The organism is uncultured Ruegeria sp. (genome assembly GCF_947504215.1).
Lineage (GTDB): Bacteria > Pseudomonadota > Alphaproteobacteria > Rhodobacterales > Rhodobacteraceae > Ruegeria.
Genome location: NZ_CANNGO010000001.1, coordinates 1,006,703 through 1,019,617, shown reverse-complemented (window position 1 = coordinate 1,019,617; position 12,915 = coordinate 1,006,703). Strand labels below are relative to the sequence as shown.

Here is a 12,915-nt window from a genome sequence, read left to right as displayed (position 1 = left end):
AAATTCGTTCCGGGGGGCTGGCGGCGCCGCCATATATGCTTGCAGATGCAATGACCTAGTAGTTTGCTTGCCTTCGCATTCAACACAAACGCCTTCGTGGCTCCTTGGGTGAGCGATTTTCCGAACGAATGCATTCGGGTTTTCCTCGCTGCGGGAGCAATCGGTATATTGCATCCAGCACATCTGCCTTGTTCATCTTCTGTTTGACCGCCACGGATAAAGCCTCGCATGTGTACTCTCCAACACCGTGAGCATCTTGTAGGAACGTCTGTTACTCAGCTTGTGTGAATACAATCGACGCTCCAGATGTGATTGGGATGTTGCGGTCAGGGCCGAATGATCGAGCTGCCCTTGTGTTGCTGAGGGAGTTGCAGGCCTTCTTCGCACCTGAGCCAATGACGGCTTTTGGACCGCTTGAAGCGGAGACGCCGGCGACGCGCAGCCGAGCCGACTTGCTCAACCAGAGATCGTTTCAAGCAGAACCGGTTTCTACTTTGAACAGCAGAGTAGTAAGACACAAAAGAAGCCGCCTAAAACAGGTTTGCTACTCATCAAAGTAAGCGTTGTGGGTCGTGTAAATCGCCTGGATCGTCGGTGTCAAACGGTCAAGATGCGTGCGAAGGACTTGATCGGCTGTTTGCGCATCCCCGCTGAATAGGGCCTGCAAAAGAGATTGATGATCTTGGTACAAAACACTCATTGCTTCTTTGCTGGTCAACGCCAGCATGCAAAGGCGATCAACCTGCGCCTTATTCTCGGCTATGATTTCAAACGCGAACGCTTGTTTGGCCGAAGCGCAAAGTAGTTTGTGAAACTGGTAGTCCAGATCATGGAACAAACTGACATCTTCTGATGAGATTGAAGTGGCCTGCTCACGTAGGTTGGCTTTTAACGCTGTATCTACCGACTTGTCGCGATCTGACGCCGCAGCACGAATGACTTCCAACTCGACCGCTGACCGCACAAAGCGGGCATTTGCGATTAACTGCCTTGAGAACGGCCGAACAACTGTTGCCCGTTGGGGTCGAACCAAAAGAAGATTGAGGTTGGCAAGCCGTGTGAAAGCCTCTCGCACAGGTTGACGTGAAAATCCGAATGATTTCGCGACATCCGCTTCGGATATCTTTGTCCCTGGAAGCAACTCCAGCCGGGTAATCTGTCCAAACAGTTCGTCAAAGACGACATCGCTACTCGTCGTGCGCTCAAGGGTTCCCAATGCTGCCATTTGTTTTTTCCAACCTCTGCTTAGCACCAGTTTGGCAGATAAATGAGAGAAATAACAGAGTAAATTAGGATACTAGGAGACATAACGTTTACTGTTTTATATGGTGAATTCTAACTGACTTGAAAAATTCTACGGAATTTATGTTGACTAGTATCCCAGTTTTCGTGTTGTGTATGCCCATGAACGAGGGCGGAGCAATCGTGCTAGCTGGGAGGGCATCAGATCATCCAGATTTGGGCGAAGACTGATCTGGCATGGCCGCTTGCAAGGTTTCGAACACGATCGCCAGTCAGAGACGACTGGAAGAAAACAAGACCTGAACTTGATCTGGGAGGATATAATGTTCAATTTTTCACTTAAGACGATGGCTGCGACGGCTGTTTTGCTAAGCGGGATTTCGACCGCGCAGGCTGATGTCACGCTGCGCGGCGCAAGCATGTTTGATGAAGAGCATGCGTTCACCAAGACACTGCGCGAGTTTGAACGGTTGGTCGCCGAGAATTACGATGGTGAGGTCGAGTTTGATCTTCGGCTGAATGGTGAGCTTGGGGTCGAATCCGACTATGTAACCTACCTCAACCAAGGTGTCGCGGTAGATTACACGATCCTGGCCCCGTCCAACATGGCCGTCTTTTCAGAGTCCATTCCATTGATGGATATGCCTTTCCTGTTCCGCGATCTTGAACACTGGGATGCCGTGCTTTCATCGGATGCACTGAAACCTCTTGAGGATGATCTGCGTGAAGCCGCGGGCATTGTGATCGTCGGGTATCACGGTGGTGGAGTACGCAATCTCGCTTCTGCCGAGCCCATCACAAACATGGAAGAGCTTGCAGGACACCGTATGCGCGTCATGGGGGCGCCGATTCAAGCGCAGACTTTCTCAGCTGTTGGTGCGGCACCATCTGCCATCGCCTACAACGAAGTCTATAACGCAATCCAAACAGGCGTTATTGCCGGGTTCGAAAATGAAGCGGCCTCGATCCAGAACCTGAAGTTCTACGAAGTCGCGCCGCATGTTTCATTGACCCAGCACACGATCACTGTACGCCCAATTGTGATGTCAGCGAAAATCTTCGATGAACTGCCAGCGGACCTGCAGGCAGCTATCATGGAAGCTGGCGCTGAAGCCGGTGCATTCGGTCGCGCGCTAGAGAGCGGTCAGGACGGTGAAAAGCTTCAGGCGATGATCGACGCAGGTCAGATCGAAGTGCACGAGTTCGAGGGCCGCGAGAAAATGCTGGAATTGGTTCAGCCGGTCCAAGACGCCTATGCTGAAGAGCTGGGCGCTACAGAACTGCTCAACAACGTTCGCGGAATGTAATCTCCCAGCTGACGGGCGGGTGAGTCATCAAGCTCGCCTGTCGGCATAATTTCAGATGCGCTTGACGCGTCACATTGCGGAGTAGGGCGGAACATGCTTGGAAAATATCTGGATAAGTTCTGCGCTGGGCTTCGCATATTGCTTGGTGTGATGATGGGCACACTCGCCATCCCGGTCGCGATGCAAGTTGTTTCTCGCTACACCGGTTTGATCCCAACTTACCTTTGGACCGAAGAGCTGGCGACGTTCCTGTTCGTCTGGATCGTGATGATCGGGTCGATTGTTGCTGTCTGGGACGGCACGCATTTCGACGTTCGGATCACCCGGAATGCGATGAGACCGCTGCCACGTTTGCTTCAAGACGGCATTGTACACGTTGCCATCATGATTTTTGGGGCTTTCTTCCTGTTTTATGGCATCGAATACACCGAATTTGGGGGCAACCAGCGGTCCGTAATGATGCGCGCCAATCTTGCGATTACTCACATCTCGGTCCCGATTGCCGGAGGGTTTTGGTTTCTCTTGTCGGGTTACCGGCTGTCCGAAGCCGTCGCTCAGTATCTTGACCGAGAGAGCAACCAGGCATGATCCTCGATACTGCAACTGCCGCCACGATGCTCATTGCTGGCTTTCTGGTGCTGATTTTTATCCGCATCCCAGTGGCATTCGCATTGGGGTTGGCGACTCTTCCGGTTGTACTGCTTGAATTGCGGCTGACGCCGTTCATTGTGCTGGATCGGATGTTCCAATCCTATAACTCCTTCATCCTGTTGGCCGTTCCATTTTTTTTACTGGCAGCCAACCTGATGAATTCCGGCAAGGTAACCGACCGGCTGATCGAACTGGCCCGTGTGCTGACCGGTTGGATGCCCGGCGGATTGGGCCATGTGAATGTCGCTGTGTCGATGCTGTTTGCAGGTATCTCCGGATCTTCCACAGCAGATGCGGCAGGTATCGGAAAAATCCTGATCCCTGCCATGCAGAAAGAGGGATACGATACACGGTTTGCCGTGGCCATTACCGCGTGCTCTTCTGTGATGGGGGTCATCATCCCGCCGTCGATCCTGATGATCGTCTGGGGCGGTGTCATGCAGGTCTCTGTTGGCGCGTTGTTTCTGGGTGGTGCAATTCCGGGTCTGATGATCGGCCTCGCCTTGATGGCTACGGTCTATGGCTTTGCAAAAGCCCGCAACTACCCGGTGACGGCGACGCCGAACTGGGGTGAGTTTTGGGCCGCGTGGAAGGGGGCCGCGCTGGCCCTTTTGACGCCGGTTTTTGTGATTGGGGGGATCGTAGGTGGGCTCGTCACACCAACTGAAAGCGCAATCATCGCAGCGGGATATGCGCTGATCTTGGGCATGTTTGTCTATCGGACCGTCACACCCAAAGACTTGGGCTTCATCCTCTATGACACGGCGCGATTTGCAGCCATTTCGCTGTTTGCAATCGGCACCGCGTCGGCATTCGGCTGGCTACTGTCCTTCTACGATGCGCCGCGTCTTATCGTCGGCGTCTTGACCGCGTGGGAGTTCGGCGCTTTTGGAACAGCACTGTTGATTGCCCTGCTGTTTCTCCTCTTTGGCCTGTTCATCGACGCAATCCCGACGATCATCATTCTTGGCACGGTTCTGATGCCTGTGGCCCAAGCGGGTGGGGTTGATCCAATCGCCTTCGCCATCATCGGTATCGTCTCGCTTGCTTTCGGGCTCGTGACGCCGCCCTACGGCTTGTGTTTGCTAATCTCTGCAGCGATCGGCGGCCTAAACGTTGTGCAAGTCCTGAAAGAGGTTGTGCTCATCCTTGCCCCAATGCTGGTCATTCTCATTCTGCTGGCGGCATTTCCCGAAATCATTCTGTGGCTCCCAAAGGCACTTATGCCGGGGGCATTCCGTTAGTGGCTCCTCCCTTTGCGCTATGAGCGCATTCCGAAGGCAGCCAACTTAAACCAATGACAAATGCGAAGCTGGGCGCTTCGCTACAGGAAGGACCAAGATGAAACTTGCAGGTAAAACCGCCATCGTGACCGGGGGAGGCCGTGATATTGGTCGCGCCGTTGCACTCAAGCTCGCCTCTGAAGGCGCAAATGTTGCGATTAACTACTTTTCCAGCTCGAATGGCGCGGACGAAACCGTCGCTGCAATCGAAGCCAATGGCGGTAAGGCGATCGCCTTGCAAGGAGACCTGAACAAGAGAGCGGATGTTGACGCGCTGGTGTATCGCACCGTCAAAGTCTTTGGAGGCGTCGACATTCTGGTCAACAACGCGGGCGGTCTGATTGCTCGCAAAACAATTGCGGAAATGTCCGTCGAGCATTGGGACGCCGTGATGAGTCTGAATCTGACCAGTACATTCCTGATGACGCAGGCCTGCCTGGCCAGGATGACGTCAGGAACCATTGTGAATCTCGCCAGTCAAGCCGGGCGCGATGGTGGTGGGCCGGGCGCCGTCGCCTATGCCACTGCCAAAGGCGCGGTCATGACCATGACGCGCGGATTGGCAAAGGAAGTCGGCCCCGACATTCGCGTAAATGCGCTTTGCCCTGGTATGATCGACACCGATTTTCACAACGTTCACACGCCTGACGCAGGTCGTCGCGGCTTTGAAGCCAACGCGCCGCTAAAGCGTCAAGGTCATGTGGATGATGCAGCGAACCTGGTTCTATTCCTGGCCTGCGAGGACAGTGCTTTCATCACGGGCGCAAATATTGATCTCAACGGTGGCATGCTATTTTCCTAATAGAAAAGGAGAGAACCTGTGTCCCATTTCCCGATCGTCTCCACCGGTGAGCATGTCACGCGGCAGGTCCTTTCTGATCATTCGGAGATCATGGTTGTCGCCTTCCGGTTTCAGGCGGCCGGGGCGATTGGTGCCCTTCACAGCCATCCGCATGTTCAGGCGACCTATGTCGAGAGTGGACGATTTCGTTTCACACTTGGTGAACGCGAACAAGAGTTTGGCCCCGGTGACAGCTTTGTCATCCCGTCAGGCCAAACCCATGGCTGCATATGCCTGGAGCCCGGTACATTGGTCGACAGCTTCACACCCCGTCGCGACGATTTTCTGTAACTGACATGCGTTTCTTGGCAATCGGGGAGTGCATGGCAGAACTTGCCCCGTCTGATCGGGGCGGTGAGTTCAAGCTTGGTTTTGCGGGCGATACCTTCAACACGGCGTGGTATCTTGCACAGGTCGCATCAGATATCGACGTCAGTTATCTGACCGCTGTCGGAGACGATGCGATTTCGCAGGATATGCGGACGTTTATAAAGGACAGTCGGATTTGCGATACGCACGTCCAGGTCATCGCAGGCAAAACAGTTGGGCTATATATGATCCATCTCACCAATGGTGAGCGCAGTTTTTCCTATTGGCGCAGCGACTCCGCAGCCAGACAACTCGCGGTCGACGAGATTGGACTTGGACGGGCAATTGGCGACGCAGACTTAATCTACTTGTCTGGAATAACCCTCGCCATTCTCGATCAACCATCACGCGAAAAGCTGTTTGGTGCATTGCGTCATGCTCGAGCGCACGGAATGACTGTTGCCTTCGACACGAACCTGAGACCGCGGCTTTGGTCTACGCCGCAAGAAATGACAGACACGATTATGATGGCTGCGTCACAATCTGATATCGTTCTGCCATCATACGATGATGAAGCCGAGTGGTTCGGGGATCGCGATTCAATTGCAACGCTGAACCGATATGCTGAGATTGGGGTGGATCAGATTGTCGTCAAAAACAGCGCTCAGCCAGTGGTCTTTCAGAAAGATGGTCAACGCGGGGTGGTGGACGTTGATCCAGTAACAGGCGTTGTCGATACCACTGCGGCAGGGGACAGTTTTAATGCTGGCGTATTGGCAAGCGTTTTAAGGCACGATGATTTAAGTGCCGGGATACGTCGAGGATGTCGCCTTGCAAGCCATGTCGTCCGACACAAAGGCGCGCTCGTTCCTGTCAGTGTAAATTTTGGGAAAGATGAGGCATGATGGTGACCCCGTATGATCAAAGAGCAAGACCATGAAACAGACCTGGCGGTGGTTTGGCCCTTCCGATGCTATTTCGATTGGCGAAATCAGGCAAACCGGCGCAACCGGAATCGTCTCAGCCTTGCACCATATTCCGACAGGAGAGGTTTGGTCCGTCGAGCACATCAAAGAGCGGCAGCAACAGATAGAAAAGCCCGGAGGCGTTCCATCTGGGTTGACTTGGGATGTCGTTGAAAGCGTGCCGGTGTCTGAAGCAATTAAATCGCAAACCGGACCGGTTAGCCATCACCTTGAAACCTACAAGGAAACGCTTTGCAATTTGGCCGAGTGCGGCATTTACACGGTCTGCTATAACTTCATGCCTGTACTGGATTGGACGCGGACAGACCTAAGCTATGCGCTTCCACATGGTGGGCACGCGATGCGATTTGATCTCTTGGATTTTATCGTATTCGATTGTTTCATCCTATGCAGGAAAGGCGCAGAGCAAGACTATTCAACCGAGATCGTAGAAGCTGCACAGGCCCGGTTTGTAAATCTGGGCGACGGAGATCGCCTGAAGTTGTCGAACAATATCGTCGCTGGTTTGCCAGGGGCGAACGACAATTGGTCTCTTGCGGACGTGAAACGTAACCTCGACGCATATATCGGTGTGACACCTGAAATGCTCCGGTCCAATCTGGTTGATTTCCTGTCCGAGGTAATCCCGACGGCTGAAGACCTCGGCATCCGGTTATGTTGCCACCCCGATGACCCGCCGTTTCCTTTGCTTGGGCTGCCTAGGGTCATGTCGTCGCAAAGTGATTACGTCACCGTGTTGGATGCGGTCGACCGCCCAGCAAATGGGGTAACTCTATGCACCGGTTCATTGGGTGTTGATACAGAGTTCGACCCTGTGGCTTTCATTGCTCAGCTTGGCCATCGCATCCACTTTGTACATCTTCGCAATACTATGCGCGACGGTCCAAGCGACAACAATTGCCACAGTTTTTCCGAGTCTGAACATCTGGCCGGAGACACCGATATGGTTGCAACAATCCGCGCCTTGTTGGCCGAGGAGCAACGGCGCCGAAATCAGGGACGGTCAGATTATGAGATCCCCATGCGACCGGACCACGGCCACGCCCTACTGAGCGATCTCACACGTCCGTCACAGCCTGGTTATCCATTAGTAGGCAGGATGCGCGGCCTCGCTGAACTGCGCGGCGTTATACATGGCTGTAGTTAGACCTTATTTGGGTTTAGTGCCTAAATTCGCAGGTTATTGGCGAGCGTCTGCCCTTCCGGACAGATAAGACCAATTGCCTGATTTGATGGAAAGCCTGAATGTCGCACCACAATCATGTAGGGCGCGCAGCGCGTGTGTTTCATGCCTTTGCCCTGCAACCATTTAGCCAGATCGCCCGAGACTTAGTCGGGGCTGTTGTCGCTGAGCAAGCGCGGCTTGTGACCGACATGGGCCCGATCATATGCGCGAGACATTCTCTGTCGAATCCACGCGCCCGTTTGGTCATTGCTTCTAATCGATAACGTGACAGTGACCCCTTAGATCGCGAGCGCCTCGGCACGGGCCGCACTATACGCTGCCCAAGTTCTTGCCGAGGATGTAAGCTACATCACGGGAAATCCTTTGAACAACTTTTGTGGAGCCTAGCATATGAATGAGACCGAAATCCGGGCCGAAGTCGTTGCCGCCTATCAGGAATTGAGCCTGGAAGGGATGAACAGAGGCGCATCAGGCAACGTCTCGGCCCGTTGCGGAGATCACATGTTGATCACGCCTTCAGGTATTCCCAGCGCGCAAATGTCGCCCGACCAAGTTGCCAAAATTGCCATCGATGACGAGACAGGCGCGTGGGACGGGCCATGCAGGCCCTCGACTGAATGGCGTTTTCACCGCGGCATCCTTGCTTCGCGCGAAGATGCTGGCGCGGTCGTGCACACCCACGCTCCATTCGCTACCATCTTGTCGATCCTACGCAAGCCTATTCCGGCGGTCCACTATATGATTGCAGCCTTCGGTACCACTGAAATCAAATGCTCTGACTACACAACATTTGGTACAGATGATCTGTCGAAGATGGTTCTGGAGGCAATGAATGGCAGTGCCGGTTGCCTGATGGCAAATCACGGTATGGTCGTAACTGGACCGAACATGGCCCGCGCGATGTGGTTGGCCGGTGAATTGGAACAATTGGCCAGCCAGTATTATCACAGCCTCCTTTTAGGCACGCCGCATGTCCTAAGCGAAGCAGACATAGAGAAGACTGCAGAGTCGTTCTCCAGCTATGGCCCACAGGCCACAGAGGAGTAGCGAAGCCCGACGACATTGATGTATTCGTCATGGGTGGCGGAATAAAAGGTGCCAATCTCGCGCGCTCCGTCATGGGTGTGCTCACACCCGACATCAAGGTCATCGCCCGTGACAATCGCGGCTTGATCGTCGCCAGAGACATTGTTGACGAAGTGTGCGCTGCAAATGCGGTGCACACTGCGCTTCCACTGCCTCCAACGAAACTGGATGCGGAAATCACACCGCCTTGCCGGCCCTCGTTGATGTCGGAGCCGATGAGCTTCTCGATGACCCGTTGGCCCATAAATTTGCTCTTTTGGATCAAAGGATTGCGCAAGCCGTAGCAAGTGATGATGATCGCCCCCTCTTTGTCTCCTCGCCCCGAGCAGGCGTCTTTTGCTGCACAAAGACGCAAGTATCGGCGCAAAACCACGAACTCAGCGCGCTTGGCACACCGCTGTTACAAACCATCCGCACAGTAGGCGCGGCGGCCTATGGCGTGGCGCTTTTGGCGGAAATGGGGCGCAGGAATGAGCCTTGTGGCTGAACCGGTTTGCCTGTTGGTTGATCTCTACGATGCGTTCTTCATCAATCAGTTTGTCGATGAGGTTATTGTTTTTGGCCAATGGTCCTCGGCAAGAGCTTGAAAAGGCTTGGCCAATCAAAACCAACCCGCCCAATACAAGCGCTGCGTTCGCTTTCGCCACGTATCGGCCCGGTTTGGGGTGTGAGGCGTACGATACATGAGGCCGGCCAAGCCTCGCCAGTTCCACATCAGTGTTTGAGAAATGTAACATTCTCGCGATTGCTGCAATTGCGTCTCTTTTCCGCCGGAGTCTCGACTGATAAGGGGGCGTGCGTAAGTGGTAGTATGTTGAAAGGTGTGAGTGGGCAGATGAGAACCGGGTTCAACGGTCGCGTAGCTATTTCGTGGAAGCAAACGGATATTGATGGGCTTGAGGCTGCACCTCTGGCCTATTTGGCTGTTGGGGCGGCATGGTCCTGGCGCGGTCAAGCTATGGTGCTGAGTGAAGCTGTGGAACACAAGCTCGAACAGACCGGGTATGCTGGTGGCGCTGCGTCTCGAATGGGCAGTCGTTTCCCAACGGTCAGACAAGTGCCGGGTCACGTCAGTGGAACAATAGTTTTGACCAACGGTGCTCAGAGCTTTGATGCGGATATTGTTGTTGATGACGACAACATCTACCCGACTTTGGTTTTCGAACATGGATGCCCCCCACGCGATCAGGAGTTCTGGATCAGCGAAGTGACCGAGCAGCCCCTGACGCAATATGCAGACAAGATAGGCGGATCCGCTGTAATCTCTTTCCCATCCCAAGCCTAGCCGAACAAAAATGTCTTCGGAATTGGCCCCCGCATTTGGGTCGCTGGAATTCGCTATGACAACAGGCCCCTTGGTTTTCTAGATATTTTTGCGACTGCGCCGCTAGGCCTGTTGACTCTGCTGTTACTGCGGATATAAGCGCCGCTTCATTGGTGTTGGTGGCCCTCGCAAGGGGATGCCTGTCATGAGGGAAACCTCAAGAGGACAACGCCCTTCATAGTTGCCCATTCGGGCTTCGATCAAAACGAAGGAGATCAGCCGTGACCAAACGCACGTCTGCCAAGCACAAAATTGACCGCCGGATGGGTGAAAACATCTGGGGTCGCCCGAAATCCCCAGTCAACCGTCGCGAATACGGACCCGGCCAGCATGGCCAGCGCCGCAAGGGCAAACTGTCAGATTTCGGCATTCAGTTGCGCGCCAAGCAGAAGCTGAAAGGCTACTATGGCGACCTGACTGAAAAGCAATTCCGCCGCATCTACGGCGAAGCCGAGCGTGTGAAGGGTGACACTGGTGAAAACCTGATCGGCCTGTTGGAGCGCCGTCTGGACGCTGTCGTTTACCGCGCCAAATTCGTTGCGACCGTGTTTGCGGCTCGTCAGTTCGTGAACCACGGCCACGTCAAAGTAAACGGCAAGCGGGTCAACATCCCCAGCTACCGTGTCAAAGAAGGCGACGTGATCGAAGTGCGGGACAAGTCCAAGCAACTGGCTGTTGTTCTGGAAGCCGCTGCTCTGGCCGAGCGTGACGTGCCTGACTACATCGATGCCGACCATTCGAAAATGACCGCAACTTTCGTCCGCGCGCCGGGCCTGGGTGACGTGCCGTATCCGGTTGTCATGGAACCGAACCTGGTCGTTGAATTCTACGCGAAGAACTAATCTTCGCCGAACCACATCTGAGTTCAGAGCCGCGCCTTCGAGCGCGGCTCTTTCTTTTTTCGAGCACGAATCCGCGTCAGCCCAGCAGAGTGATATCTGATGCACCAATGCTGCGGCGCAAGGCATGGATTTCAGTCAGTTCGGGATCGTTGATCCAACCAAGCGCGGCGTCCCGGTCTGGAAAAGACAATAGTGCTGCGACGTCCGGCAAATCCGGGGTCCCATCCAGTGGCGTCGGTTCAGCTGTAGCTGTTTCGACCTTGCCACCATGTTGTGCTAGCGCAGCGCCAGCTTTTTCGCGATACGCCGCCAGCGCGCCAGGGTCCTTTACCGTCAATTTCGCAAATGCGTAGATCATATTCTCAGCTCCTTGGTTGTGCTGAACCAAGTTAGGCGCAGCGCGCTCAAGCAAAAACGCGTGTAAATGCATCTTAGATATGCGAAAACGCATATCATGTTGGCGCATTGGGATGATTATCGAGCGGTATTGGAAGTCGTGCGCGCACGCTCGTTGTCGTCGGCCTCTGACCGGCTTGGGGTAAACTATACCACCGTTGCGCGGCGGATCGCGCGGGTCGAAGCGGTCGTTGGCCAAGCTCTGTTCGAGCGTCTGGCTGATGGATATCGCCCAACGGAAGCTGGACTGACGGTGGCCGAGCACGCGGCACATATGGAAAGCGCAGAACTTGCAATGCGCCGCGGGCTTTCAGGGCAGGACACTCGGCTTGAGGGGGCTATGACCCTGACCGCTCCGCAGCTGTTGATCGGTCATGTTCTGGCCCCGGTACTGGATGCATTTAACAGGAAACATCCGGCGATCGACCTGAAAGTACGGGCTGACAATGAGATGCTGGACCTGAACCGGCGAGAGGCTGATATTGCCATCCGTATCAGCCGCAATCCTGGCGACAGCCTTAAAGGGTTGCGCCTGACCGGGCAGCACACTGCCAGCTTCGCGACCCAAGCCTGGGTGGAACGTATCAAAGCGGAGCCGGAGGGTGTCGTCGATTGGCTAGTGTATGAGAGGTATTCGGAACTGCCGGCTACCGTACGTCAATCTCTTCCAGGATCGCGAATTCGAATGCGATTTGACGATATGGTCGCATTGTCCGCCGCGGCGCAGGCTGGATTGGGCGCTGTCAGGATGCCGATGTTTTTGGGTCGGTCGCTGCCGGGTTTGGTGCAGATCCCGGGTGTGCCGCCTCAGCCCTACGCCGATATCTGGGTGGTGGCACATCCTGATGTCTGGCCCTCTGCCAAACTTGAAGCCTTCCGATCGATTGCCGTGCCTCATTTTCGCAAGCTGCGGTCGTTATTTCTGAAGTGATCAGATCGGCAGGGGCCGATTTTCAGCGATGGCTTCCATTGCAAAATACGACGTCACGCTGTCCAGTTCGACTTTTTCGATCAGTCGTTGATAGACCTTGTCGTAGCTGGCCATGTCCTGCGTCACCACTTTCAGTTGATAGTCGTAATCTCCACCGATCCGATGAAAATCCACGACCTCGGGGATCGTCAGTACATGACTGCGGAACGCTTGCAGCCAGTCGGCTGAATGGTGTCGTGTTCGCAGCATTACAAAGACCACAAGGGTCAACCCAAGTTTCTCGCGCGCGATCCGCGCATTTGATCCCAGCAACACCCCGTCATCATTCAGGGCCTTCAGGCGACGCCAGCACGCATTTTGAGACAGGCCGACCCGATCAGCCAATTCTCGTTGCGACAGTGTTGCTTCCTTTTGCAGCTCTCGAAGGATGCGTGTGTCAATATGATCTAATTTTGAAGTCATATCTGATCATACGACACAAAATTTCAAACGTATACGCAGAAACTGACGAAGTTTCTGCGATTAAAGCCA

General features: G+C 54.4%; 16 protein-coding genes. 12 read left to right on the top strand and 4 right to left on the bottom strand.

Annotated features, from left to right (window positions below; all coding sequences use genetic code 11):
• Nucleotides 1-544 precede the first annotated feature (544 nt).
• Nucleotides 545-1,225 carry a GntR family transcriptional regulator gene (locus tag Q1B21_RS04970; RefSeq protein ID WP_299886585.1) on the bottom strand — a complete coding sequence of 227 codons (681 nt, stop codon included), beginning with the start codon at nt 1,223-1,225 and terminating at the stop codon, nt 545-547.
• 340 nt (nt 1,226-1,565) lie between these two features.
• Between Q1B21_RS04970 and Q1B21_RS04965 the strand changes: the two genes are divergently transcribed.
• The 8 genes from Q1B21_RS04965 to Q1B21_RS04930 all read left to right on the top strand — a co-directional run bounded on the left by Q1B21_RS04965 (nt 1,566) and on the right by Q1B21_RS04930 (nt 8,852).
• On the top strand, nt 1,566-2,549 hold the full coding sequence (locus tag Q1B21_RS04965) for a TRAP transporter substrate-binding protein (protein ID WP_299886583.1): 984 nt from the start codon (nt 1,566-1,568) through the stop codon (nt 2,547-2,549).
• A gap of 93 nt (nt 2,550-2,642) precedes the next feature.
• Entirely contained in the window at nt 2,643-3,137 is a 495-nt protein-coding gene (locus Q1B21_RS04960) for a TRAP transporter small permease (protein ID WP_299077390.1), read from the top strand.
• The gene (locus Q1B21_RS04955) at nt 3,134-4,444 is read left to right on the top strand and encodes a TRAP transporter large permease (RefSeq protein ID WP_299886581.1); all 1,311 of its coding nucleotides are present in this window, start codon (nt 3,134-3,136) and stop codon (nt 4,442-4,444) included. Before Q1B21_RS04960 ends, Q1B21_RS04955 begins: the two co-directional genes overlap by 4 nt.
• Nucleotides 4,445-4,541: 97 nt before the next feature.
• Nucleotides 4,542-5,285, top strand: a complete 744-nt coding sequence (locus tag Q1B21_RS04950) for an SDR family NAD(P)-dependent oxidoreductase (protein WP_299886577.1) — start codon at nt 4,542-4,544, stop codon at nt 5,283-5,285.
• 18 nt (nt 5,286-5,303) lie between these two features.
• Nucleotides 5,304-5,615, top strand: coding sequence for a cupin domain-containing protein (locus Q1B21_RS04945; RefSeq protein WP_299886574.1), 312 nt, complete (start codon nt 5,304-5,306; stop codon nt 5,613-5,615).
• Between the two features lie 5 nt (nt 5,616-5,620).
• The gene (locus Q1B21_RS04940; RefSeq protein ID WP_299886572.1) at nt 5,621-6,538 is read left to right on the top strand and encodes a sugar kinase; all 918 of its coding nucleotides are present in this window, start codon (nt 5,621-5,623) and stop codon (nt 6,536-6,538) included.
• A 31-nt stretch (nt 6,539-6,569) separates the two neighbouring features.
• The gene (uxuA, locus tag Q1B21_RS04935; RefSeq protein ID WP_299886570.1) at nt 6,570-7,766 is read left to right on the top strand and encodes a mannonate dehydratase; all 1,197 of its coding nucleotides are present in this window, start codon (nt 6,570-6,572) and stop codon (nt 7,764-7,766) included.
• Between the two features lie 429 nt (nt 7,767-8,195).
• On the top strand, nt 8,196-8,852 hold the full coding sequence (locus Q1B21_RS04930) for a class II aldolase/adducin family protein (protein WP_299886568.1): 657 nt from the start codon (nt 8,196-8,198) through the stop codon (nt 8,850-8,852).
• Here Q1B21_RS04930 and Q1B21_RS04925 read toward each other — a convergent pair.
• Nucleotides 8,825-9,028 (bottom strand): hypothetical protein, encoded by a 204-nt coding sequence (locus Q1B21_RS04925; RefSeq protein WP_299886565.1) that lies wholly within the window; start codon nt 9,026-9,028, stop codon nt 8,825-8,827. The genes Q1B21_RS04930 and Q1B21_RS04925 overlap by 28 nt on opposite strands.
• Nucleotides 9,029-9,325: 297 nt before the next feature.
• On the opposite strand from Q1B21_RS04925, the gene Q1B21_RS04920 reads away from it, so the two are divergent.
• The 3 genes from Q1B21_RS04920 (at nt 9,326) to rpsD (ending at nt 11,057) form a co-directional block, all read left to right on the top strand.
• A complete protein-coding gene (locus Q1B21_RS04920) occupies nt 9,326-9,478 on the top strand; it encodes a hypothetical protein (RefSeq protein ID WP_299886561.1) in 153 nt (50 codons plus the stop codon).
• Between the two features lie 248 nt (nt 9,479-9,726).
• Nucleotides 9,727-10,176 (top strand): hypothetical protein, encoded by a 450-nt coding sequence (locus Q1B21_RS04915; protein ID WP_299886558.1) that lies wholly within the window; start codon nt 9,727-9,729, stop codon nt 10,174-10,176.
• Nucleotides 10,177-10,436: 260 nt separating this feature from the next.
• Nucleotides 10,437-11,057 (top strand): 30S ribosomal protein S4, encoded by a 621-nt coding sequence (gene rpsD, locus Q1B21_RS04910; protein WP_120631987.1) that lies wholly within the window; start codon nt 10,437-10,439, stop codon nt 11,055-11,057.
• Between the two features lie 76 nt (nt 11,058-11,133).
• Here the strand turns inward: rpsD and Q1B21_RS04905 are convergent, their stop codons facing one another.
• Nucleotides 11,134-11,415 carry a DUF1330 domain-containing protein gene (locus Q1B21_RS04905; RefSeq protein WP_299886554.1) on the bottom strand — a complete coding sequence of 94 codons (282 nt, stop codon included), beginning with the start codon at nt 11,413-11,415 and terminating at the stop codon, nt 11,134-11,136.
• Between the two features lie 66 nt (nt 11,416-11,481).
• Here Q1B21_RS04905 and Q1B21_RS04900 point away from each other — a divergent pair, with 66 nt between their 5' ends.
• Nucleotides 11,482-12,384, top strand: coding sequence for a LysR family transcriptional regulator (locus Q1B21_RS04900; protein WP_299886551.1), 903 nt, complete (start codon nt 11,482-11,484; stop codon nt 12,382-12,384).
• Here the strand turns inward: Q1B21_RS04900 and Q1B21_RS04895 are convergent, their stop codons facing one another.
• Nucleotides 12,385-12,846: an Lrp/AsnC family transcriptional regulator gene (locus Q1B21_RS04895; protein ID WP_299077365.1), complete on the bottom strand. Its 462-nt coding sequence runs from the start codon at nt 12,844-12,846 to the stop codon at nt 12,385-12,387.
• Nucleotides 12,847-12,915 lie beyond the last annotated feature (69 nt).

Bases quoted from the DNA above. Each gene is read 5' to 3' on its own strand.
- Q1B21_RS04950 (WP_299886577.1), top strand. From the start codon at position 4,542: ATGAAACTTGCAGGTAAAACCGCCATCGTGACCGGGGGAGGCCGTGAT.
- Q1B21_RS04915 (WP_299886558.1), top strand. From the start codon at position 9,727: ATGAGAACCGGGTTCAACGGTCGCGTAGCTATTTCGTGGAAGCAAACG.
- Q1B21_RS04955 (WP_299886581.1), top strand. From the start codon at position 3,134: ATGATCCTCGATACTGCAACTGCCGCCACGATGCTCATTGCTGGCTTT.
- Q1B21_RS04905 (WP_299886554.1), bottom strand. From the start codon at position 11,415: ATGATCTACGCATTTGCGAAATTGACGGTAAAGGACCCTGGCGCGCTG.
- Q1B21_RS04940 (WP_299886572.1), top strand. From the start codon at position 5,621: ATGCGTTTCTTGGCAATCGGGGAGTGCATGGCAGAACTTGCCCCGTCT.
- Q1B21_RS04970 (WP_299886585.1), bottom strand. From the start codon at position 1,225: ATGGCAGCATTGGGAACCCTTGAGCGCACGACGAGTAGCGATGTCGTC.
- Q1B21_RS04960 (WP_299077390.1), top strand. From the start codon at position 2,643: ATGCTTGGAAAATATCTGGATAAGTTCTGCGCTGGGCTTCGCATATTG.
- uxuA (WP_299886570.1), top strand. From the start codon at position 6,570: ATGAAACAGACCTGGCGGTGGTTTGGCCCTTCCGATGCTATTTCGATT.
- Q1B21_RS04920 (WP_299886561.1), top strand. From the start codon at position 9,326: ATGGCGTGGCGCTTTTGGCGGAAATGGGGCGCAGGAATGAGCCTTGTG.
- Q1B21_RS04965 (WP_299886583.1), top strand. From the start codon at position 1,566: ATGTTCAATTTTTCACTTAAGACGATGGCTGCGACGGCTGTTTTGCTA.
- Q1B21_RS04895 (WP_299077365.1), bottom strand. From the start codon at position 12,846: ATGACTTCAAAATTAGATCATATTGACACACGCATCCTTCGAGAGCTG.
- Q1B21_RS04930 (WP_299886568.1), top strand. From the start codon at position 8,196: ATGAATGAGACCGAAATCCGGGCCGAAGTCGTTGCCGCCTATCAGGAA.
- Q1B21_RS04900 (WP_299886551.1), top strand. From the start codon at position 11,482: ATGCATCTTAGATATGCGAAAACGCATATCATGTTGGCGCATTGGGAT.